Source organism: Novosphingobium sp. BL-52-GroH (assembly GCF_044813085.1).
Taxonomy (GTDB): domain Bacteria; phylum Pseudomonadota; class Alphaproteobacteria; order Sphingomonadales; family Sphingomonadaceae; genus Novosphingobium.
This window is the reverse complement of record NZ_CP171149.1, coordinates 1,101,403-1,122,710: the sequence shown is the minus strand read 5'-3', so window position 1 is coordinate 1,122,710 and position 21,308 is coordinate 1,101,403. Positions and strand designations below refer to the sequence as shown.

At 62.4% G+C, this 21,308-nt stretch carries 16 protein-coding genes and 5 pseudogenes; 10 read left to right on the top strand and 11 right to left on the bottom strand.

Translation table 11 applies throughout. The features are described 5' to 3' along the window. Complete coding sequence (locus ACFFDA_RS04810; RefSeq protein WP_404476499.1) at positions 1-2,418, bottom strand: TonB-dependent receptor; 2,418 nt, start codon at positions 2,416-2,418, stop codon at positions 1-3. A 192-nt stretch (positions 2,419-2,610) separates the two neighbouring features. On the opposite strand from ACFFDA_RS04810, the gene ACFFDA_RS04805 reads away from it, so the two are divergent. Next, positions 2,611-3,414 (top strand): SDR family NAD(P)-dependent oxidoreductase, encoded by an 804-nt coding sequence (locus ACFFDA_RS04805; RefSeq protein WP_404476497.1) that lies wholly within the window; start codon positions 2,611-2,613, stop codon positions 3,412-3,414. Positions 3,415-3,432: 18 nt separating this feature from the next. On the opposite strand, the gene ACFFDA_RS04800 is transcribed toward ACFFDA_RS04805, so the two are convergent. Beyond that, positions 3,433-3,798, bottom strand: coding sequence for a nuclear transport factor 2 family protein (locus ACFFDA_RS04800; RefSeq protein WP_404476495.1), 366 nt, complete (start codon positions 3,796-3,798; stop codon positions 3,433-3,435). A gap of 250 nt (positions 3,799-4,048) precedes the next feature. On the opposite strand from ACFFDA_RS04800, the gene ACFFDA_RS04795 reads away from it, so the two are divergent. Continuing rightward, on the top strand, positions 4,049-4,318 hold the full coding sequence (locus ACFFDA_RS04795; RefSeq protein ID WP_404476493.1) for a hypothetical protein: 270 nt from the start codon (positions 4,049-4,051) through the stop codon (positions 4,316-4,318). Positions 4,319-4,413: 95 nt separating this feature from the next. On the opposite strand, the gene ACFFDA_RS04790 is transcribed toward ACFFDA_RS04795, so the two are convergent. The 6 genes and pseudogenes from ACFFDA_RS04790 to ACFFDA_RS04765 all read right to left on the bottom strand — a co-directional run bounded on the left by ACFFDA_RS04790 (position 4,414) and on the right by ACFFDA_RS04765 (position 10,298). After that, positions 4,414-4,788 carry a glutathione S-transferase N-terminal domain-containing protein gene (locus tag ACFFDA_RS04790; protein ID WP_404476491.1) on the bottom strand — a complete coding sequence of 125 codons (375 nt, stop codon included), beginning with the start codon at positions 4,786-4,788 and terminating at the stop codon, positions 4,414-4,416. 194 nt (positions 4,789-4,982) lie between these two features. Then, positions 4,983-7,394 carry a TonB-dependent receptor gene (locus ACFFDA_RS04785; protein WP_404476490.1) on the bottom strand — a complete coding sequence of 804 codons (2,412 nt, stop codon included), beginning with the start codon at positions 7,392-7,394 and terminating at the stop codon, positions 4,983-4,985. Positions 7,395-7,731: 337 nt separating this feature from the next. Further along, a pseudogene (locus ACFFDA_RS04780) lies at positions 7,732-7,864 on the bottom strand (IS3 family transposase); the annotation flags it as partial. Positions 7,865-8,071: 207 nt separating this feature from the next. Continuing rightward, positions 8,072-8,830, bottom strand: a complete 759-nt coding sequence (locus ACFFDA_RS04775) for an SDR family NAD(P)-dependent oxidoreductase (RefSeq protein ID WP_404476488.1) — start codon at positions 8,828-8,830, stop codon at positions 8,072-8,074. Next, positions 8,827-9,342 (bottom strand): cupin domain-containing protein, encoded by a 516-nt coding sequence (locus ACFFDA_RS04770; protein ID WP_404476487.1) that lies wholly within the window; start codon positions 9,340-9,342, stop codon positions 8,827-8,829. The genes ACFFDA_RS04775 and ACFFDA_RS04770 overlap by 4 nt, the downstream gene beginning before the upstream one ends. Further along, positions 9,339-10,298: a fumarylacetoacetate hydrolase family protein gene (locus ACFFDA_RS04765; RefSeq protein WP_404476485.1), complete on the bottom strand. Its 960-nt coding sequence runs from the start codon at positions 10,296-10,298 to the stop codon at positions 9,339-9,341. Before ACFFDA_RS04765 ends, ACFFDA_RS04770 begins: the two co-directional genes overlap by 4 nt. A 179-nt stretch (positions 10,299-10,477) precedes the next feature. On the opposite strand from ACFFDA_RS04765, the gene ACFFDA_RS04760 reads away from it, so the two are divergent. The 3 genes and pseudogenes from ACFFDA_RS04760 to ACFFDA_RS04750 form a co-directional block, all read left to right on the top strand. Beyond that, a complete protein-coding gene (locus ACFFDA_RS04760) occupies positions 10,478-11,629 on the top strand; it encodes an alpha/beta hydrolase family protein (RefSeq protein ID WP_404476483.1) in 1,152 nt (383 codons plus the stop codon). Further along, positions 11,629-12,036 carry a VOC family protein gene (locus tag ACFFDA_RS04755; RefSeq protein WP_404476481.1) on the top strand — a complete coding sequence of 136 codons (408 nt, stop codon included), beginning with the start codon at positions 11,629-11,631 and terminating at the stop codon, positions 12,034-12,036. The genes ACFFDA_RS04760 and ACFFDA_RS04755 overlap by 1 nt, the downstream gene beginning before the upstream one ends. A 259-nt stretch (positions 12,037-12,295) precedes the next feature. Beyond that, positions 12,296-12,883: pseudogene (locus tag ACFFDA_RS04750) on the top strand (IS481 family transposase); the annotation flags it as partial. Between the two features lie 214 nt (positions 12,884-13,097). Here the strand turns inward: ACFFDA_RS04750 and ACFFDA_RS04745 are convergent. Continuing rightward, positions 13,098-14,391: pseudogene (locus ACFFDA_RS04745) on the bottom strand (IS110 family transposase). A gap of 154 nt (positions 14,392-14,545) precedes the next feature. Here ACFFDA_RS04745 and ACFFDA_RS04740 point away from each other — a divergent pair. The 4 genes and pseudogenes from ACFFDA_RS04740 to ACFFDA_RS04725 all read left to right on the top strand — a co-directional run. Continuing rightward, positions 14,546-14,913: pseudogene (locus ACFFDA_RS04740) on the top strand (integrase core domain-containing protein); the annotation flags it as partial. A 494-nt stretch (positions 14,914-15,407) separates the two neighbouring features. Further along, a complete protein-coding gene (locus ACFFDA_RS04735) occupies positions 15,408-15,617 on the top strand; it encodes a hypothetical protein (RefSeq protein WP_404476479.1) in 210 nt (69 codons plus the stop codon). A gap of 50 nt (positions 15,618-15,667) precedes the next feature. Further along, on the top strand, positions 15,668-16,867 hold the full coding sequence (locus ACFFDA_RS04730; protein WP_404476477.1) for a cytochrome P450: 1,200 nt from the start codon (positions 15,668-15,670) through the stop codon (positions 16,865-16,867). A 143-nt stretch (positions 16,868-17,010) separates the two neighbouring features. Then, positions 17,011-17,331 (top strand): annotated as a pseudogene (locus tag ACFFDA_RS04725) (ATP-binding protein); the annotation flags it as partial. A 220-nt stretch (positions 17,332-17,551) separates the two neighbouring features. On the opposite strand, the gene ACFFDA_RS04720 reads toward ACFFDA_RS04725, so the two are convergent. After that, positions 17,552-19,327, bottom strand: a complete 1,776-nt coding sequence (locus ACFFDA_RS04720) for an SLC13 family permease (protein ID WP_404476475.1) — start codon at positions 19,325-19,327, stop codon at positions 17,552-17,554. A 344-nt stretch (positions 19,328-19,671) separates the two neighbouring features. Here ACFFDA_RS04720 and ACFFDA_RS04715 point away from each other — a divergent pair, with 344 nt between their 5' ends. After that, the gene (locus tag ACFFDA_RS04715; RefSeq protein ID WP_404476474.1) at positions 19,672-20,316 is read left to right on the top strand and encodes an alpha/beta hydrolase; all 645 of its coding nucleotides are present in this window, start codon (positions 19,672-19,674) and stop codon (positions 20,314-20,316) included. 34 nt (positions 20,317-20,350) lie between these two features. Here ACFFDA_RS04715 and ACFFDA_RS04710 read toward each other — a convergent pair whose 3' ends face one another. Then, entirely contained in the window at positions 20,351-21,220 is an 870-nt protein-coding gene (locus ACFFDA_RS04710) for an aldo/keto reductase family oxidoreductase (protein WP_404476472.1), read from the bottom strand. Positions 21,221-21,308: the final 88 nt, after the last annotated feature.

The following is a 21,308-nucleotide window of genomic DNA, read 5'->3' as shown; positions in this document are numbered from 1 at the left end:
CTACCCGCCGAACCTGTAGCGCAGCGAAAGGCCGTACTGGCGGGGCGGGCCGTAGATCGCGCTGTCGAAACCGAGTGCCGCGCCCGATACCGCACCGATCGCAGCGTAGGACTTGTCGAACAGGTTCGTGGCATAGACGCTCAGGTCGATGGGCTTGCCGGCCACATCGCGCCATTCGATGCGGGCGTTGACGACGCCATAAGCCGGCAGCGACGTATTCACGAACTTGAGCGGGCTCGAATGGTAGTAATCAGCATTGGCCGATAGTTCTCCCAGGTTGCCGCCCAGTGGCAGCTGGTACTGCAGCCCCAGCGAATAGGTGGTCTTGGCGACCAGATCGAAGGGGATTTCCTGCTGCGTCAGGTAGGGCTGGATCGCGGCGGGCGCCTGCAACGACCGGGTCTTCGTGTCCAGGAAATTGGCAGCGTAAGTGAACGCGAAGCGATCGCCGATGGCAAGCCGACCGTCGAGGTCTATCCCCGCTACCCGCGACTTGCCGGCGTTGACCAGCAAGGTGCCCGACTGCGGATCGTTCGCGGCATCGCAATCGCCGTCCGGCGAGATCGGCGCCGGGTTGTCCGCTCCAGGCACGCAGGCACCGGCCTGGGTGATAAGGCCGGACAAGGCGATCTGTACCCCGCTATAATAGCCCGCGAACGCCGAGGCGTTGATGCGCAGCTTGACGCTTCCGCCAAGATCCCAGTCCGAGCGGATACCCAGTTCGACGTCCGTGACCTTTTCCGGCCCGAAGGACTGGAACGGAACAAGGCGTCCGCCGAAGTTGGGCGTGTTGATGCCTCCGGTACGATAGCCGCGCCGGGACGCGACGTAAGCGAAGAGATCGGAGGTGACCTGCCAGTCCAGCCCGATCGTCCATGTGGGGGCCTTGGACTTGGCGCTGCTGACAGTGGCGCCGACCAGGAGCGGGCTGGAAGGGCAGTCGTCGGGGCCGAGGTCTGGCGCCTGCGTGTTGGGGCTCGCCATCGTGCCTTGCGTGGCGATACAGGCGACCTGCTTGTCCCAGGTGTAGCGCACACCGGCGCTGAAGCGCAGGCCCTCGACGATCGAATCCAGCTTGACGTTGACGTTACCGAACAGCGCCTTGCTGGTTTCCTTGTAGAAGTTGTACTGGAACGTGGCGTAGGGGCTGCTTGTCAGGAAGCCCACGCCGTTGCCGGTCCCGGTGGTATCGTAAGGCTTGCTCTTGAGATAGAACCCGCCCAGCAACCAGTCCACCTTGTCGTCGAATGCCGATCCCTTGATCTGCACTTCCTCGGTATACTGCTCGACGTTGCTGATCGCGGCGGCGTTCAACAGCGGGAACGTCAGCCCGGGGGCCAGTGAACTGTCAAGGCGCGGCACGCCATCGGTGTTGATGGCGTAGTCCACGTACGTCTTGCGATACCCGAAGATGTTGACGAGATCGATCGAGCCCAGCGTGACGTCGGTGCGGTTGGTAATGCCCCAGCGGCGCGAGCGGTTCAACGCCGGCTCCACATCGCTGTCGATCACGCGCGAACCGCGCGCACGCTGGGCCGCCAGGGCAGCAAGCGCGGATTCGCGCACGCCCAGGGCATCGAGCAGGCTCGGGGTTTCGTTCACGCCGAGCAGCAACACGCCATCGCCGGTGTAGTAATTGCGATACCAGTCGAAGATGGTGAGATTGCGGATCGAATCCGTCGGTTCCGCAAGGACGGACACACGGAATGCGCGGGAGTTCACGTCGTCGAGATCGCCGCCCACGCCGATGTTGCGCGTATAGCCATCGCGCTTGTCGTAGCGGCCGGCCACACGCACCGAAAGGCGATCGGCGATGATGGGAAGGGTGAGCGCCCCTTCAAGCTGCTTGTGATCGTAGTTGCCGTAGTCGCCCTGAAGATAGCCTTCCAGCGTGTATCCGGGTGCAGTAGGATAATACAGCACCGCGCCGCCGGTCGTATTGCGACCGAACAGCGTTCCTTGCGGACCTTTGAGCACCTGCACCGAAGCCATGTCGTAAGTCGACACGCCGCTGCCGAAGGTGGGCTGCGGAACGTCGGCGAAATAGCTGACGACCGCTGGCGCATTGGAACCGCTCAGCGCCTTGGTCTGGCCGCGGATCTGGAAGACCGAATTCTCCCTGCCGCCCGACCCGCCCAGATACACCCCCGGGGTCTTGAACATGAGGTCTGACGTCGTCTGGATATTGGCGGAACGCAGCATGTCCTCGTTGAACGCCGCCACCGAAACCGGCGTCGCCTGGATGTTTTCCGAAGACCGGCGTGCAGTCACCACGATGTCGTCAGGGGCGGCCGCAGTTGGCTTGTCGGCTGTCTCGCTCTGCGCGAAGGCGTGCACCGGCAGGCCCACCGAAGCGACGACCGAACACAGCAACATGGCCCGACGAACGGCGGACGAGCGAGGGATACGATGGTTCATAACGGCTATTCTCTCCTCCCGACACAGCGCCGGCGTGCTTTCGACGCCCCAGCTTCGATCGCTGATCGACCGCGACGATGGAGACAGGCTCGCTGCCTACAGCCTGTCCTCCGGCAGGGTATCATCGGGTCGGCTCGCATAACGGTGACCGCGCACAACAACGCGTCGTGAGTACGAATGGAGGGGGACAGCATGACTGGAAGGCTGGACGGCAAAGTTGCGATCGTGACCGGCGGGGGCGGCGGCATCGGCTCGGCCGTGGCGCGGCGTTTCGTCGCGGAAGGCGCTCGGGTCGTGGTCGCCGACCTGATCGCGGAAGCGGCGGACCGCGCGGCGTCGTCCATCGGCGAAAACGCGCTGGCATTTCAGTTCGACGCCGCCGACCCGCAGTCCGTGCGCGACATGGTCGATGCGGCGGTAGACCATTTCGGCCGCCTAGACATCCTCCACAACAACGCGGCGATGACCGATCCGGTAAAGGCCGCGCAGGACACCACCGCGCCCGACATACCCATCGCCGTCTGGCGCGATATTCTCGACGTCAACCTGACCGGCTACCTGTTGGGCTGCAAGTACGCGATCCCGCGCATGATCGAGACCGGCGGTGGATCGATCATCAACACCGCCTCCAATTCGGGCAGCGCCGGCGACCTCGCGCGCGTGGCCTATGGATCGTCGAAGGCTGCGATCATCGGACTGACGAAATACGTCGCCACGCAGCACGGGCGGCAGAACATCCGCTGCAACAGCATAGCGCCCGGCGTCGTACTGACCCAGGCCCTCGAAGACACGGTGCCGGGCCTGAAGGAGATGATCCAGCGCCACATCCTGACGCCCGAATTCGGGACGCCGGACGACATCGCGGCACTGGTCGCCTTCCTTGCCTCCGATGAATCTCGCTACATCACAGGCGAGAACATATCGATTTCAGGCGGCGGGCTGGCGCATCAGCCCCATTACGCCGACCTGCTCGATTTCATGGAAGCGGCCGTCTAACCCCTGCAACCGGACGGCTCAATGCTTCGTCCGGTGGTAATAGCGCACCGTGAGTTTGCCGTCCGCGATGCGATAGGTCTCCAGGCTGGGCAGGATCGTCACGCCCTGCTCGGTCTGGAGATGGTTGGCCACGTAAGCCGCCCCTTCGGTGCCGTTGGCGATCACTTCCACCGCCTCGGTCGAGCACTTGCCGCCATATTCACGCCACATCGCCTCCATCGCGGCCGGGCCGTCGACGGCGGGCGAACCGACGTATTCGATGGAGAACCCGGCCGGTCCCATCCGCGCGAACAGAGCGTCCAGTTCCTCGCGCTTGCCTTCGTTCCACAACCGATAGGTGTCGCGGATGGCCTGTTCCAGATCGAGGGTTTCCACATCACTCATCGATCCATCTCCTCTTTGTAGTTGCCTGAGCGGGCGATAGACCCGGCGTTCGGGCCACCAACCTTCCTTCGGCTAGGTAATCCCATTCGAGCGATGGCGATTTTGGGCGCACCCCGTCTTTCGATAGGAGAATCAGGCCCCTGCCCGTGGTCGGCTGAGCGGAGCCCCGAACCAACAATGGTGGGCGACCCGGGAGCGCAGCGTCAATCGGCGGTCGCCCTGGTCTGGTGCAATCGTGTGGGAACTAGGAATGGCTGACGAAGGCAAGTGCGATGTCGACCCGGGCGACAAGGCGGTGACCATCCTGCAGACCCTGGTATGCTACCTGCGGGAAAAGAACATCCTGTCGCGCGCGGATATCGAGCGGCTGGCCGATCAAGTCTCGGCGCGGATTGCGCAGGGCGAGACTCATCTCCCGAGTGCGGTCACGGCAGCATCGGCGGCGGCGATGGAAATGCGCCGGCTCGACGATTTCTGCGGCCGGAAATACGGCGGAAAGCACAGCCGTCGCGTATCGTGAGCACGACATGGGCTGGACCCCGGTTCCACTTGACGATACATTGCGCTGACATGGAAATGCCGGGGCCATCATCGGCCTGGCACCCGTAGCAGTGCTTATGCCAGTTGCCGCTGGAGTTCGGCGTTTTCCTTGAACAGGCTCACCACGCGGTCGAGTGCGACGCGGCCGTAAGTCGCCAGGACCGGAAGATCGGCGGTATTCACGCCGGCCCGGTCCGCGAGCCGCGCGATGATGGCGTCGGAATCGCTGATCCACTCGTCCGGGGCGATCTGTGCGGCGGGCACGGTGACTTTCTCGAAATGGGTCGCCAGCATCTGCTTTATCGCCTGCTCTTCCTCCGAGCCCGGGGCGAATTCGACGATCTCGACCTGGTCCTGCAATCCCGCTTCGAGCAGGAATATCTTCACCTTCAGGCAGAACGGGCAGTCCTTGTTGAAATAGAGCGTGGGGCGAAACGAAGTCGAGTTCATCCTGTCGTCCTTGCTTGGCGGGGCATCCTATCGCGCGGGAGCTTCCATCAGTCACACGGGGAATCGAAGCCGCACGGGGCGCCTCGGGTTGCCGAAGCGTCCTCCCCCTGTTGCGGCCCATCGTCACGACGCATCCTTGCTCCGAGCGACGCGCGGTTCCCCTATCTTCGGGCCGGTGCGATGCCGGCTGTGGCTCAGAACCGGAACCGTGCGGACACACCGTAAGTGCGCGGCTCGCCCACGTAGCCCACGTTGACCGGGAATGAGGGCGAGAACTGGGCCGGCGAACGGAAATACTTCTCCTCGAAGATGTTGCGCACGAACACGCCAAGGTCCACCCCGGCCCCGCCGATGTCACGCAAGTCGATGCGCCCGTTGGCCAGTTCGTAGCTGGGCAGGTTCTTCCCGCTCGAGCCGCCGAACTTGTCGGTGTAGAAGTAGTCGGCGCTGACCGACAGTTCCGCGAAACCGAGCGGCGCGGTGTAGTTCACCGCCACCGAGCCGGCGAAGGCGGGCGTGGGCAGCGTGATCCCCTCTTCCGCGACGTTAAGGCCGGGCACCACCGGGGCGACGACCTTGTCGATCTCGGAGCTGGTCCAGGCCCCCGTCATCGTAAAGGTCAGGCCGTGTACGGGGCTGAAGACGAATTCGCTCTCGATGCCATAGATCGTCTCGTCGGCAACGTTGACACCGACCGAGGTGTTGGTCGGCTGGTCAGGCGCACTGGTCGGAATGCCCACGCCCGATACGTTGGCGAACTGCAGCGCGGCCTTGTACTTCGAATAAAACACCGCGACGTTGAGCCGCCCATGCGCCTCGCCCGAGCGGAACGCGAACTTGCCGCCCACTTCGACGTCGGTGATCTGCTCGGGCCCGGTGGTCTGGGCGGGCCGCAGGTCGGGGCACGGCCCGGTGCCGGCGGGCACGCCGCAGGCGGACGGGTCGCCGGTGGTGAAGGGCGATTCGAACAGCGGCGTGTTGATGTTCGCCCCGCGAATGCCGCGCCGGGTGACGGCGTAGAGGAAGACGTCGTCCGATGCCTGGTAGTCCAGCCCCAGCGTCCAGCTCGGCTTGTTGCTCTTGGTGCGGATGATACCGGTTCCGTCGATCAGATCGGCGGCAGCCTGCGTCTCGCATTCCGCGCTCGTGGCATATCGGCCCGCCGTGACCGACCCAGCGCAACCGCGGACCCTGTCCCAGGTATAGCGCGCGCCAGCATTCAGCTTCAGGCCGGGTGCGAACTCGTAACCGATCTGCGCGAAGACGGCGTAGGACTTCGAAGCCACATGCGCGGTCGTGAAGCTGCGCGGCGCCGCGGCCGGAACGAAGGCGCGGAACGACGAGCCCATGGGTCCGTCGGACTTCGCATCATAGTAGAAGCCGCCGAAGATCCAGTCGAAGGTCCCCGGGTCGTTGCTGCCCGAAATCTGCAGTTCGTTGGATATGTAGCGGCGATCGATGATCTGGCTGGCATCCAGCAGGATCAGCTCGAACGGATCGGCACCCGCCGGCAGGCCGAAGGCAGGCCGCAGGAAGTTGGGAAGATAGACTGGATTGAGGCCCGCGCTATCGATGCGCTGGTCGCTGAAGACCTTGCGGTAGCCGAAAATGTTGCGCACCGTCACGCCGTCGAGGTCGACCGATGTGTTGTTGCTGATGCCCCACAGCTTGCGGTTCGCCGAGCGCGGGATCGAGGGTGTCGAATAGGCGGAGAAGAAGTCGTCCTGCTGCGCCGCATATTGCGCGGCGATCTGCGGGTCGAGGAACACCGACAGCCCGTTGGTGTTGGGGTTGGTTCCGAAGATGCGCGGGCCAGAGACTTGTTCGTTTGCCTTGAAATAGTCGAAGATGGTGAGGCTTCGGATCACGTCGCTGGGCTCCACCAGCAAAGATGCGCGGACCGAATCCTGGTGGATGTCGTCGAAGTCCTTGCCCTCGCTGAGGTTCTTGACCACACCGTCGCGGCGGCGCACCTGTCCTGCCGCGCGCAAGGCCACCTTGTCGGCGATGATCGGAACGTTGACCGCCCCTTCGAGCGTGCGATAGTCGTAGTTGCCATAATTGGCCTCTACGTAACCCTCGAATTCATACGTCGGCGCCTGCGGTGTTACCAGGATCGCGCCGCCGATGGTGTTCTGGCCGAATAGGGTGCCCTGCGGTCCCTTGAGGACCTGGATGCTTGCAAGGTCGTAAGTAGGCAGGTTGGAACCTTCGCCCGCCAGTGGGATATCCGCGAAATACGTGACGACTGCCGGCACACCTTCGCCGAGCGGAATGCGCGACAATCCTCGCAATGAGATGTTCGTTCCGTTTTTACCACCTTCAGAGCCGAAACGCAGGCCTGCAACGGTCGAGGACAGATCTTGAAGGTCCTGGACACCGCGTTGCTGCAGTTGCTGGGATGAGAACGCCTGGATGGCGACCGGAACGGTCTGCAACGATTCTTCACGGCGCCGCGCTGTCACCACGATTTCGTCTGGATCAATCGACGGTCGCGCCTGGGTGTTGCTCGTGCCCGACGGGACCGGCTGCGCGGTCTGCGCAAATGCGCTTCCTGCGGTTAGCGCAAGAACCGATGCGCTGAAAAGACGAGAAAATCCTCGCATATAACTCTCCCCTGTTTATTTCTTTTACTTGCCGCTGATTCATTTTTTTGTCCGGCGACGCTTTAACACCTCACAGATACCCCTTTGCGTAACCTATCTATGGTGAGGGTCCGTTCGTGACCGCCAGCGGATGTTTCAATGAAGGCACGGAAGACCGGAGAGATGCCGCGGTGTTTATGCCGGCGGGAGGGAAATTGCTTTGGCCCGCCGATGGAGGTCTTGCCCCGCCTACCAGACTTCGACGGGCCGCTCCGAAAGGATGCCGAGGCGATCGCGCGAGGCGCGCGTGGGAGGGCGGCGAAAGTTCGAGATTTACCCCGAGCCCGATGCCGCCCTGTGAGTGAGGAAAAGAAGCTTTCGGCCACCGCGTTGTCATGGCAGTTGCCGCGCCGGCTCATCGAATGCTCGAGATCGTAAGTTCGGATGAAAGCCGCCCAGTCCATGCTGGTGAACTGCGAACCTTGATTCGATGCGGTCGATGACCTTTAGATGTAGTCGGTGTATTCTCCATCATGGAGATGCCCGAACACGCGGAATCCGATGGAGGTTTCCTCGCCGGGTACGTGGACAGTATTTAGTTCTACCCTGACTATTTCCCGTTCGACGAGTGTTTCGACTTGGATGTCGACATGCAATCAGAAGAATCCATTGCTGAACACTCTGATTGGGCTTTGCCCCTAACTGCCATCCGTGATCAGGGTGCCCCCATCGACAACCAAATTGTGGCCCGTCACAAACGCGCCCGCCGGCGACGCGAGGAAGAGTGCGCTGCCTGCCACCTCGTCCATTTCGCCCGGTCGGCGCAACGGCGTCATCTGCATTCGCCGCGCCATGAATGCATCGTCGGCCAGCAACGGCGCGGATAGTTCGGTTCGGATGAGGCCCGGCGACAGGGCGTTGACCCGCACATTGCGTGGGCCCCACTCAACGGCGAGGTTGCGGGCAAGCTGCGCAACGCCCGCCTTGGCAAGCGCATAGGCGTTGATCGCACCATTGCCGCGTAGGCCCGACAGGCTGGCGATAAGGACTGCGGCCCCGCCGCCTGTCGCGGCGATATGGGGCAAGGCAAGATTGCACAGGCGCACTTGGCTGCGCAGGTTAATCGCCATCACCCGATCATAATCCGCCATGCCGATCGTAGCGAACGGCCCCGCACGCCCGGTGATCCCGGCGTTGCAGACGAGAATGTCGAGGCGGCCGAAATGGGCCATCGTGCCATCGACCAGTGCATCAAGTTGCGCGTCGTCTGCCACGTCCGCCGCAATTGCCAGCGTATTCAGTTGCTCCCCGACCCTCTGGCTGTCTACGGCATCTTCGCTGGAGATTACGACATTCGCGCCATGGCCCTGAAGCGCCCGCGCGATAGCAAGGCCAATGCCTCGCGTCGATCCGGTGACGATCGCGACCCTGCCGGTAAGATCGAACAACGGCGTCAATGCTTGTCTTCGGGCTTGTCTTCGGGGAGCGGCTGGCCGTTGTGCAGATAGGCGGGCGCCTCGATCAGGATGAAGGCGATGCGGCAGGGCCGGTCGGTGACGTTGCGCCAGAGATGATTGGTGCCGCGCTGGATGATGACGCCGCCCTCCCGCACCGTCGTCTTGCGGCCATCGTCCAGTTCCAGCTCGACCTCGCCCGACATGACGATGCCATAGTCGATGCTGTTGGTGCGGTGCATCGGCGACTCCTTGCCTGGCAGCATGTCGACGATGCGGATCACCGATCCCTGGTTGAGGGTCAGGCCGGCGTCGCGCAGGCGGCCATCGGTCTCGTCATTATTGTCGGCCGGCACGGTAGGCGTCGTCCACAGGAGCAGGAAGGAGGCATCGCCCGATGGGATCATCCGAGTCGGGGTGACATCTTCCGATTTGAAGATCGCCCGGCCGTCCGCGTCGTGGCCGGTGACCACGCGCTGGACCGGGGGAAGGCCGGAATCGCTGAGGTCGGTCATGATTGCTCTCCTGCATAGGCGATGACTTGCTGATCGATGATGCCGAAAGGCGCGCGCCCGTCTGCGAGGCGCCCTTCCATGCGGACGCGGTCGCCAAAGCGCATGAAGGCGGTGCGGGCCGCGCCTTCGTCCACGATCTCGATCCCGCGCCGTTCGGCGATGCAGGAGGACCCGACCTCGCGGAAATTGGCGTTGGAAACCGTGCCTGAGCCGATCACCGTGCCGGCCACCAGATGGCGGGTCCGCGCCGCGTGGGCGACCAGTTCATGGAAGCCGAACCCCATCGGTTCACCATTGGCGGCGCCAAAGCGCTGGCCATTCCAGTCGACCAGCAGGTCCATAGCAACCCGGCCATCGCGCCATTGGTCGCCCAGTTCGTCCGGCGTGACAGCGAAAGGCGCCATGGAGCAGGCGGGCTTGGCCTGAACCCAGCCGAAGCCGCTCTTCATTTCGGGACCGGCGAGCGCACGCAGCGACCAGTCGTTGATCTGAACGATCAGGCGGATATGCGCCATCGCCTCTTCGGGCGTGATGCCCATCGGCACGGCGTCGACGATGACGCCGAACTCGCCTTCAAAGTCTATGCCCAGCGCCTCGTCTGGCATCGGCACATCGTCGGTCGGGCCGTAAAAATGATCGGACACCCCCTGATACATCAGCGGTCGCCCGGTCTTTTCCGGGGTGATGCCCAGCACCTTGTCCATCAGCGCGCCGTGGCTTTCGAAGGCGGAGCCGTCGAGCCACTGCCAGGCGCGGGGCAAGGGGGCGCCGAGTGCGGTGGGGTCGATCGGATGCGGGAAGTCGCTGATCGCCGCCAGCGCGGGCTGTGCGGCATTCCACTGCTCGATCGCCTGCTGGAGCGTTGCGAAAGGCGCGTCGGCATAATGACCGCCATCGGGTGACAGGACGATCAATCGCCCGTCCCTGCCGCCATCCCTGCGCGTTGCAAGCCGCATCGTCTCTCCTTCTCTCTATCTGTACATGCTGGCGATGGAACGGGTGCGCATCGGGGTCAAAGCCAAAGCATGGATAGTGGGCTTCCACCTTTTCAATTTGATCCACGCCATCTGGCGGGGTCTGTGACGGGATGGATGAAGCTGCCCATGCCGGCGGCACGACAGTCGAGAGGATCTGCATGTTCGAGCCCTTCCCCGGAAATTATGTCTGGAACCTCGCCACCAATCTGGCGCTGGTGTGCGGCGGCAATCATGGCGAGATCGACGAGGCGAACCGGCCGATCCTGGAGGCCGCCAAGGCCGGAGCCGACGCCGGCAGCGCGCTGATGTTCGACAGTTGGCTGCGGGTGGCGGACCAGGTCGCGGCCAATGGCGCGGCGGACGAGGCGGCGGGCTATGCCTTGTCCGCGGGGACCAAATATCTGCGCGCTTCTGGCTATTATCTGGCGGCCGAACGGATGCAGAGCCGCGATTATGCGCCGCGCTGGGCCGCCTACGATCGCGGGCTGGAGCTGTACGCCAAGGGGGTGGCGCTGCGCGGGCTGCATGTCGACTTTGTCGAGATACCTTATGAGGACAGCGCCTACACGGCAATCTTCGTCCATGATGGATCGGGGACGCCGCGCCCCACTCTGGTGTCGGTCAATGGCCTCGATTCCATGAAGGAACAGGTCAATATGGCGGGGCACGGCGCGTCCAATCTGGAACGCGGGATCAACACCCTTTTCGTGGACCAGCCCGGCACCGGAGAAGCGCTGCGCAAGCGCGGACTCACGGCGGTATTCGATGCCGAACGCTGGGGGTCGCCCGCCTTCGACTATCTGCTGACGCGCGACGACGTAGTCCACGACCGGATCGGCATTTTCGGCCTGTCCTTTGGCGGCTATCATGCGCCGCGCATCGCCGCCAATGATCCGCGCTATGCACTGTGCGCGGTGATGGGCGCGAACCATGTCTGGGGACGGCGCCAGCGCGAGCGGGTCGCCAATGAAGGCGAGAACCCCGTGCCGCATTATTGGGACCATGTGATGTGGGTGTTCGGTTTCGACAATCAGGCCGATTTCCTGGCCTATGCCGACCAGATCACGCTGGACGGACAGGTCGAGAAGATCAGGGTGCCGTTTCTCATCACTCATGGCGAGAATGACAGGCAGATCCCCGCCTTCAACGCGCAACTGAGCTACGACCAGGCGATCAATTCACCCAAGCGCACGCTCCGCATGTTCACCAAGGCCGACTTCGAGGTCGAGCATTGCGGTGCCGACAATGGCACGGGGATGCGCGACTATATCGCCGACTGGTGCGCGCAGACCTTCGCCGAGATGGCCTGATGGCCGAGTTCAGCTTTCATCATGGCGGTGTGAGCGTGCCCAGCCTGGACGCGGCGATCGAATGGTATGGCCGGGTGCTGGGCTTCGTGGTCGAAAAGCGTTTCTACATCGAGGCGGCGCGGTCCCATGCGGCGATGGTGCGCAAGGGACCGTTGCGATTCGAACTGTTCGAGGTGGAGGGCGCCGCGCCCCTGCCCGACGATCGCCGCCATCCGCCGTCCGACCTCAAGACCCACGGTAACAAGCATGTCGCCTTCCGGGTCGATGACCTCGAAGAGTTTCTGGTCGAGATGGAGGCCAAGGGCGCGGACATCGCCTTTGTTGTGCGCGAGGCATTCGGCAAGGGCTGCTTCCTGCGCGATTGTGCCGGCAACCTCATCGAATTCGTCGAGGAGCCGATCCTCTGAAAATAGGATGTCGACCCTTTAGATGTTTGGTCCCGGCATCCAGATGACGACAAGACAATGGCAAACATCAAAGCGAGCAGGCAGAGACCTGATTTTAAATGTGATCTCTGCAATTTATCCCGTCCATCTTATCCCAAGATTCAGTTTGTACAGACTACTTGTTCTGCGCCCCTTCCACCAGGCGATGCTTGGCTGATCCTAGGTGTTTGATCCCACGGTTTGATGGTGCGATCCGTTCGTTGGAATGGAAGGAAGCCGTATGGTACAGGTACGTCACGGGAACGCCACGACCACGCACGCCGTCAGAGCAGCAATACGGCGATCGCAAGCTTCGCTCGCGACGCTGAGCAGGGAGTTGGGGATCAACCCCAAGGCGGTGGCGAAGTGGCGCAAGCGGGCAATAGTCGAGGATTTGAAGACCGGGCCGAAGGCTCCTCATTCCACGACCTTGACTGAGGCTGAAGAGGCGATGGTTGTGGCATTCCCTCGGCACACGTTGCTGCCACTGGATGACTGCCTCTATGCGTTGCAGCCGTCGATCCCTCATTTGACGCGTTCAGCGCTGCATCGATGCCTCCAGCGGCACGGGATCTCCCGCCTGCCGGACATCGAAGGTGAAGCCGAAGCGCCAGCGCTTCAAGCGTTATCCCATCGGCTTCTTCCACATGGACATCGCCGAGGTGCAGACTGCCGAAGGCAAGCTCTACCTGTTCGTTGGTATCGACCGCACCAGCAAGTTCGCCGTCACCCAGTTAGTCGACAAAGCTGATCGACGAACAGCGTGGGAGTTCTCGAATATCTGCTGAAGGCGGTACCCTACCGCATCCATACGATCCTGACGGACAACGTCCTGGGTAGGGAAGCAACGGCGAGATTTGGCCAGCAGGTCTCTATGCGCCGACAATGATCGGCACGGCATGCATTCTGAGCCAGATGGCTTCCACCGTCAACGGGATCGCTCTCTGCCATAGCAAACACAGGATCCAGCGGCGCCGAAGCAGCCGTGGTCCTCACCGTCCTTAGAATGAGATACGCACCCAGGTGGAAGGCCCGAACATTATCTACAGGGTCGCTTTCGCGCCCTCACGGCACTTGCAGAGAGGGGTCCTTCCACCTGGCATCCGGCCGTTCGAGAAACGGCCGGTACTCTGTCCCCGTCTTGATAACGGCGTGAGTCACGCGCGCCATCTTGGCGGTGAGCGCCGTCATCGCTTTGCGGCGACGATCGGCATCGTCCGCGTGCCCGGCGGTATATCGTCCGAGCTTGTCGCGGAAGCTGTTGTCGCGCTGACGGGCGGCGACCTGGGCGGCCATCCAGAATGTACGACGCAATCGCGCATTGCCGTACTTGGATAGCTTCGTGCGACCGCGAAACGTGCCGGACTGGCAGGTTGCAAGATCGAGGCCGCAGAACTTGAGGAACTGGCGGTGATGGTTGAAGCGGCGAAGGTCGCCTGCCTCAGCCAGGATCGTCAGTGCGTTGATCGGACCGATGCCAGGAATATTGCGCAGCAGCTGGTAATCCACATGCTCTGCAAGCTGGGCATGGGCGAGCCGTTCGATCTCGTCGCGCTGGTATATGAGGCTGCGACCTTGTGCGATGACCATGCGAAACATGGAGATTGCGATCGAGTCCTCGGGCACCGGCAACGCCGCAGAACTGCAGGCGGTCGCATACACATCGTTGATCAAACGGGCTTTGGAGACCTTGCGCCCGATCAGCGGCCCTACCTCAGCAGAGAATTCTTCCCGATCAAGCGAGGTGATGCTGGCTGGGGTCGGGAACCGTTCGATCATCGCCAGGAACCAATCCGACCGACTGTTGCCGGCGAAGCGCGCCATCTCGGGAAAATACAGGGGGAGGTAATGGGTCAAGATGCGATGCCAGGTTTGCGTCTTCATTCTGGAGACGACCTCGTGGGTCTTGGACAGCTCTTGAAGGTCGTTGATCCCAGCGGCGAGCGGATCGACGTAGCGCTGTGTGGCGCCGATCCGCAGCATGTGGAGGATCACCTGCGCGTCCTTGGAATCGTTCTTGTCCCAGCCATTATGGAGCGCTTCGCGGGTTCGAGCGAGCGCGACTGATGAGATGAGGCGCAGTTCGAACCCCGCGGTCAGCAGTCTGTGCGCCAGCGTGCGATGGTAATTTCCAGTCGCTTCAAATCCAACGACGATAGGACGACCGATGGCGGCGAGCTGTTCGGCAAAGCCGTCGTAGTCCTCCTTGGTCGCCATAACGGTCATACGTCGGCGCCGCCCGCCTTCCGGTCGCTCGATGAGAACCTCCTGCCGGTTCTTGGACATATCGATGGCTACCAGCACGGCATCGGCAGGCGTAGGGATGAGCTTGGTCATGGTCGGTTGGCCTCCAAAGTGTTGTCTCGACAACTTCACTTTAGACACATGCTGGCCGGCCATGGCTTGCCCTGATGAAGCCGGCGGCCGCTTCGCGACCTTGTCTTCATCAGGGCCATAGCGGCTCCCGATCCGGCGTTTCCCAATGTGCTACGGCATCCAGTTCGCTGACCAACCGCGCAACCGAAACACAGCCTGGTCGCGCCAGATGCGCTTCGACATGACCTGCGAGGCCAACGATATCGAACATCGGCTCACCAAGCCGAACCACCCCTGAACCAACGGTCAGGTCGAGCGGATGAACCGCACCATCAAGGAGGCAACCGTGAAGCGCTTCCATTACGACAGTCATGACCAGCTACGGACCCACCTCACCGACTTCATGGCTGCCTACAACTTTGCCCGTCGGCTCAAGACACTCGGCGGCCTCACGCCCTACGAATACATCGCAAAAATCTGGACTTCAGAGCCAGACCGATTCATCGTCAATCCGATCCACCGGATGCGGGACTGAATACCTAAAGGAGCGCCTGCCGACCGGCAGGAAATCTCCTTTGTCAGCGATGCGCCAAACCGAAGGCGACGGGCAGCTACCTGCCGATCTGAGCCGGAGCCGCCTTTCCGGAATCGGCCGTCCAAGGCCCCAAGAATGAGGAAGCCGCCGGTCCGCATCTGGGAGCGTAAAATCAGGTGCTGAACGACCGCGAAGAGTCGGTATGGATGGGCAAGGCTTGGGACTTTGCCGCCTTTCAAGATCGTCGCCACGAATGACCGCTCGCGCCCCAATGGCGGTCTTGCCCGAAATGGTGCACCAATGCGTTAATGAGGCTGGCAACGTTCATTCATTGCTATTACTTCTCCGAGGTTATGGAAGCGCTTTCGCGATCACCATCGAACTTCCTCAATGGGGCGGAAGCCACCCGCTTCAAACGCGCAGAACGCCCGGTGACGAAACAGCATTTGCCAATGGCGTCGCCGAAGCACAGTCTAGGTGCCGTCGTGGTGGGGAAAACTAAATGAAGTCGCTTTCTGTTGTGCTCGACCCGCAGATGCCATTGGTCATGCGCCTGATGGGCCGCTTCGGCACGACGCCGGAACGATCCGCGCAAAAAGCGATCCGTCTGCTTACGACACAATCAGCCGCCGATGCCAACGACGCCATTCTGCGCAAACCCAAGGCCTATGCGCCTGAACAGATTGCGCTCTATCCGGCCGAGGCGGCATGACTTTGGGAGATCACCAGCATGTTGACCCAGCAACGCAGCGTAGTGCTGCCATGAGCGCCATTACCTGCCCCCATGCCCGCTTCGCCGCCCTGCGTGCGCAGGCGCCGGTGTCGGAAGTCTACCCCGGCACCTGGGCGATCACCCGCCACGCGGATGTCCAGCGCGTGCTGCGCGACCCGGGGACCTTTTCCGCGCGCGTCACCGACGGCAATGATTTCGCGCTGTTCGGCCCCAGTCCCGTTCAGGACGAACTGGACGCGATCATGGCGAACTATCCAGAACGGCCGGCCCTGATGCGCACCGACCCGCCGGAGCATAAGCAGGTGCGCGACATCGTCGCGCGCGTGCTGACCCCGCAGGAGGTCGCCCGGTTCGAACCGGTCATCCAGACTATCGTCGATGACCTGATGGCGCGCTGGATCGACCGCGGCACCGTCGAATTCGTCAGTGAGTTCGCCATGCCCCTGCCCGGCGCGGTCACCACCGATTTTCTGTCGGGCGAACCAGATATGCGCGACAGCTTCCGCTTCTGGGCGGGGGAGATCATGTCCCGCGTCGCCGGCCCGCAAACGCCGAAACGCCAGCTCGAAGTGGCGCATAATATCGCTGCCATGGGACAGTATTTCCTCGACCGCATCGCCCGGCGCCGGGCGCAACCGTCGGGCGACCTCATTTCGCTGATCGCCAATGCTGCGGGGGAGGATGGCCTGCCGATCCCGGACGTGGCCATCGTGAACGTCCTGGAAACGTTCATGGTCGGCGGTAACGAAACCACGACGTTTCTGCTGGGCAATGCACTGCTGCGCCTCGCCGACGATCCGGCATTGGCCGACCGGCTTCGCGCGGACGCGGGGCAGATACCCGTCTTCATCGAAGAAATGCTGCGGCTCGAAGCACCGGCGCAATCGGTCGTGCGGCGCACGACGAAGGACGCGGCGTTCGACGACGTCACCATTCCTGCCGGCGCCCTCGTGATGGTCTTCCTCGTGTCCGCGAACCGCGATGAGATCGCCTTCGCCGATGCGGACGAGTTGCGTCTGGATCGTCCGGCAGCGCCTCGCCATCTGGCGTTCGGCTATGGCAATCATGCCTGCCTGGGGCTGCAACTGGCGCGGGCAGAGGCACGAATCGCGCTCGCGACCCTGCTGCCGCGCATGCACGACATCACAGTTATGGACGTCGATTGGATGGCCAACGACTTTCTGCGCGGCCCCATGCGTCTCGACCTGCGCTTTCGCGGCAGCGCCTGAGCGGCAGATGTAATAGCCTTACGCGCTATGCTGCAAAGCGGCTGATCTTCAGTCTTGCGGTCGCGGGATGAGCGCCAGGCCATCATCCTCGGTCGCCATCACCGCCGTGCCCGGTGCCACATCGGCTCGTTTGATCGGCAGCGGTGGTGACACGCCTCGAAGAGGAAACCTGGATCGGCAAGGGTGGGACCCTAACGGGACAGCTCCCGCGGCTCGACCTGGTAGTGCTCCATGGACTTGGACATCTGCCGTTCGCGCGCTCAGGCGGGCAGCATCTGTTCCACCTGATCAGCAAGCTATATTAACGCACCAGCGTCGTCATCACGACCAACTTCGCCTTCGGCGAGTGGCCTACGGTGTTCGGCGATCCCAAGAGGACCACGGTTCTGCGCGACCGTGTCACCCATCACTGCGATATCGTCGAGACCGGCAATGACAGCTGGCGCTTCAAAAACCGCAGTTGACCGCCACTCTCTCCCTCCTTCAGAACTGACTTGCGCTGGGTGCGCCTCCGGCCGGGCTATGCTCGGGCCTCCACCGTACCCAGCGCAGGGCGTCCCTGACAACTATCTCCACAATCTTGAAACGGGGATCCCCCCTCAACGCCGATAAGGAGTCCCGTTTGCGCGCCGTTTGACAGCAGTTGGGGACTGAAATTGGACGGCTGAACGACCGGCATGGTCGTCAATGCAACGGCCACGTCCAGAGAATGAGTGGTGTGCCGACCAGCACGACAAGGATCGAGAGCGGGGCGCCCAGTCTGGCATAGTCACCGAACCTGTATCCTCCCGGCCCCAGAACCAGCGTGTTGCACTGATGACCGATCGGGGTCAGGAAGTCGCATCCGGCTCCCATTGCGGTGGCGATCAGGAAGGGCTCTGGACGATATCCCAGGTCATGCGCGAACACGGCGGCGATCGGCGCCATGACGAGGACGGTGGCGGCGTTGTTAAGAAAGGGCGTGACCGCCATCGCGGCTACCAAGATCAGCGACACCGCGCCCCATGGCGGAAGTGTCGCTGCGATATGGGCGAGCCCCGTCGCCAATATATCCGAAGCGCCCGTCGTTTGCAGACTCTCGCTCACCGGTATCAGGGCTGCGAGCATGATGAGGATGGGCCATTCAACGGCGTTATAGGCTTCGCCGATGGGAAGCGCTCCGGCTATGACAATCAGCGCTGCTGCCGCGAAGAACGCGACTGCAACAGGCACAGCGCCCGTCGCGGTGACGATCATGGCCGCGGCAAGGATGAACAGGGGTAAGAAACTCCGGTTGGAGTTGCCCAGGCGAATTTCCCTGGTCGCTAGAGGAAGGGCGCCAAGTTGGTTTAACCGGTCGGGCAGCAGGCCCACGGGGCCTTGCATGACGATTACGTCGCCCGCCTGGAGAACAGTCTGCCCAATCTTGTTGGTCAGATGCTGACCCGCCCTGGACACCGCAATGAGGTTCACTCCGAGTCTTTCGCGCAATGACAGCCGACCGGCTGTCCGGCCGATCAGGGCAGAATCAGTTTTGACGACGGCTTCGATGACGCCGATTTCGTTTCCCTGATCAGCGTCCTGTTCCTCTTTCCCTTCGCCCGTCAAAGCGAGGCCATCGCGCGCGATCACGCGTTCCAGGGCATCCGGCTCGCCGGACAGGATGAGGATATCATCTTCGTGCAAATGGATATTGGGATGAATCGTGCCACGTATGTCGCCACGCAGCAGGCTCATGACCGCAATTTGATCGTCATGCCGCTCGATAAACTCTGCTATGGTTTCGCCAATGGCCTGCGATCCTTCGGTGACGGATGCTTCCGTGACATAGCCCGAGATGTTCAGCGCCTCTCCCATCGTAGGGGTCGCGCGGCGATTACGGGGCAACAGGCGGTAACCGAAACGCAGGAAGATTAGGCCGACGACCAACAGGCCAAAGCCGGTTGGGAAATAGTCGAACATGGCAAAGGGCCTGCCCGTCATCTCTTCGCGTACCCGGCTCACGATGATATTGGGCGAGGTGCCGACCAGCGTCATCAATCCGCCGAGCAGGGACGCGAAAGACATCGGCATCAGAAATACCGAAGCGCTGGTCTTGTTCTTCTTCGCCATCTGAAGGGCGGCGGGCATTAGCATGGCAAGTGCGCCGACATTTTTGACGAGAGCCGACGAGAAGCCAACGGATGCAGTCAGCACCAGAAGTTGAGAGCGGATGCTGGTCACGCGTCCTGCCAGGAAGCGCATGGCAATCTCGATAACGCCGGAGCGCTGAACCGCTGCCGAGATGACGAGTGCAGATCCAACGATGATGACAATGTCGTCGGCAAAACCTTTGAAAGCATTGGCCGGCTTGACGATGCCCAGAGCCAAAGCCGCAAGCAATGCGATGACAGCAGTCACATCATAGCGAAATCGTCCCCATAGGAAGAGCGCCATCATGCCAGCAAGCGTAGCGATCGAAAGCCATTGGGGAAGCGTCATCGAGCCTCGATATCAAAGGGGAAATCCTAAGGATGCTGGGAAAGGAAACGATCGAATCTGCGTTTTGCTTCACCTGCAAACACGGATCGCAGACGCAGCAACGATCGAGCGAGAGGCCCTCTGCCGATCTACTGCTGCAGAACGTTTAGATAACCGGTTTTGGCGTGAGCTGACATTCCACCGAAGCGACAGATCGGCCTGAGTTCGTCGGCACCTGTCGAGGTAGCGGACTGTCAGCACCTGGGAACAAAAAATCTGTGACTGAGCGTCCGGCATGGGTCAGTCCTCGCATTTCATAGTGCAGGCATTTATGGTGAGATCGCCAATCTGAAAGGATCATCGTGTTGCTCGACGGCCCCCGGCTCGCCCCACTCTCCGGCACTGCCCCCCACGCACTCGTGGTCCTGCTTCATGGATACGGCTCCAACGGCGAAGATCTGATCTCGCTGGCGCGCATGATCCAGCCCGCCTTGCCCGATGCGGCCTTTGTGGCGCCGAATGCCCCTTCGCAGATCCCTTACATGGCAGCCGCTTACCAGTGGTGGCCGATCGAGACCTTCTCGACGGCGGAACGTGCGGCCGGCGCGGCGGCGGCGGCGCCGGCTCTCGATGCCTTCCTTTCTGCAGAACTCGAAGCGGCCGCGTTGACCGCCGACCGCCTGCTACTCGTCGGGTTCAGTCAGGGGACGATGATGGCACTCCACGTCGGGTTGCGCCGGAAAGAAACCGTTGCCGGGATCGTCGGGATTTCGGGCATGCTGGTCGCACCGGATTTGCTGGAAGCGGATATCCGCGGCCGCCCTCCGGTCCTGCTGATCCACGGTACGGAAGACGAGGTGGTGCCGTTCCGTTCGATGGATCTGGCCAACGCTGCACTCACGGCAGCCGGCGTGCATGTCGAAATGCACGTCTCGCCGGGACTGGGCCACAGCGTCGGGCAGGATGGCCTTGAGGCAGCTGCGGCATTCGCACGGAAGGTCATCGGTTGAACAGCGCGCTTCTGCCCTCTGACGGCGGCAGATTTCAGGTGTCCGCCACGACGTCCAGCTCGCCGAGAACATCCTGCGACAACCGCAGGTTCTCGGCCGCCAGATTCTCGTTCAGATGCGCGACTCTCGAGGTGCCGGGGATCAGGAGCAGGCTGGGCGAACGCGCCAGCAGCCACGCCAGCGCAACCTGCAACGGACTGGCTTCGAGCCGCGCCGCGATCCGGGAGAGCGCATTCGACTGGATCGGGCTGAACCCGCCCAACGGGAAGAACGGGACATAGGCGATGCCCTGGGCAGCCAGGTCTTCCACCAGCGCATCGTCAGCACGGTGGACGAGATTGTACTGGTTCTGGACGCAGACCACCGGCGCAATCTTCTGCGCCTCGGCCACTTGCGAAGGGGTGACGTTGCTGAGGCCAAGATGCCGGATCAGTCCTTGCTCGCGCAATTGCCCAAGCGTGGAGAACTGTACTTCGAGCGATCCTTCGCTCGGCGCGTGGACATCGCCCATCAGCCTCAGGTTGACGACTTCGAGCTGCTCCAGTCCCAGATTGCGCAGGTTATCGTGCACCGCCTGCGTCAGTTCGGCGGGGCTCTGCGCCGGAAGCCACGAGGCATCGTCGCCGCGAACCGCGCCCACCTTGGTCACGACGACCAGATCATCAGCGTAGGGATGCAGCGCTTCGCGGATGATCTGGTTGGTGACGTGCGGTCCGTAGAAGTCGCTCGTGTCGATATGGTTGACCCCGGCCTCTACTGCGGCGCGCAGGACCGCAATCGCGGCAGCCCGATCGCGCGGCGGGCCGAACACGCCTGGTCCTGCAAGCTGCATGGCGCCGTAGCCCATCCGGTTGACGGTACGGTCGCCGAGTTGGAAGGTCTTCGCGGGGGCAAGATCGGTCATGTGCAAGTCTCCTGTGACGGTGTGGCAACGCATATGGAGCTGTTGCCATCGATCGATAAGCCGTGCAGTTCGGAACAGGCTGTACGAG

What these genes read in the sequence shown, in the direction of transcription:
- ACFFDA_RS04765 (WP_404476485.1), bottom strand. Translation starts at nt 10,298, where the DNA reads ATGCGGCTTGCAACGCGCAGGGATGGCGGCAGGGACGGGCGATTGATC.
- ACFFDA_RS04790 (WP_404476491.1), bottom strand. Translation starts at nt 4,788, where the DNA reads ATGAACTCGACTTCGTTTCGCCCCACGCTCTATTTCAACAAGGACTGC.
- ACFFDA_RS04785 (WP_404476490.1), bottom strand. Translation starts at nt 7,394, where the DNA reads ATGCGAGGATTTTCTCGTCTTTTCAGCGCATCGGTTCTTGCGCTAACC.
- ACFFDA_RS04805 (WP_404476497.1), top strand. Translation starts at nt 2,611, where the DNA reads ATGACTGGAAGGCTGGACGGCAAAGTTGCGATCGTGACCGGCGGGGGC.
- ACFFDA_RS04760 (WP_404476483.1), top strand. Translation starts at nt 10,478, where the DNA reads ATGTTCGAGCCCTTCCCCGGAAATTATGTCTGGAACCTCGCCACCAAT.
- ACFFDA_RS04770 (WP_404476487.1), bottom strand. Translation starts at nt 9,342, where the DNA reads ATGACCGACCTCAGCGATTCCGGCCTTCCCCCGGTCCAGCGCGTGGTC.
- ACFFDA_RS04810 (WP_404476499.1), bottom strand. Translation starts at nt 2,418, where the DNA reads ATGAACCATCGTATCCCTCGCTCGTCCGCCGTTCGTCGGGCCATGTTG.
- ACFFDA_RS04730 (WP_404476477.1), top strand. Translation starts at nt 15,668, where the DNA reads ATGAGCGCCATTACCTGCCCCCATGCCCGCTTCGCCGCCCTGCGTGCG.
- ACFFDA_RS04710 (WP_404476472.1), bottom strand. Translation starts at nt 21,220, where the DNA reads ATGACCGATCTTGCCCCCGCGAAGACCTTCCAACTCGGCGACCGTACC.
- ACFFDA_RS04800 (WP_404476495.1), bottom strand. Translation starts at nt 3,798, where the DNA reads ATGAGTGATGTGGAAACCCTCGATCTGGAACAGGCCATCCGCGACACC.
- ACFFDA_RS04720 (WP_404476475.1), bottom strand. Translation starts at nt 19,327, where the DNA reads ATGACGCTTCCCCAATGGCTTTCGATCGCTACGCTTGCTGGCATGATG.
- ACFFDA_RS04755 (WP_404476481.1), top strand. Translation starts at nt 11,629, where the DNA reads ATGGCCGAGTTCAGCTTTCATCATGGCGGTGTGAGCGTGCCCAGCCTG.
- ACFFDA_RS04735 (WP_404476479.1), top strand. Translation starts at nt 15,408, where the DNA reads ATGAAGTCGCTTTCTGTTGTGCTCGACCCGCAGATGCCATTGGTCATG.
- ACFFDA_RS04795 (WP_404476493.1), top strand. Translation starts at nt 4,049, where the DNA reads ATGGCTGACGAAGGCAAGTGCGATGTCGACCCGGGCGACAAGGCGGTG.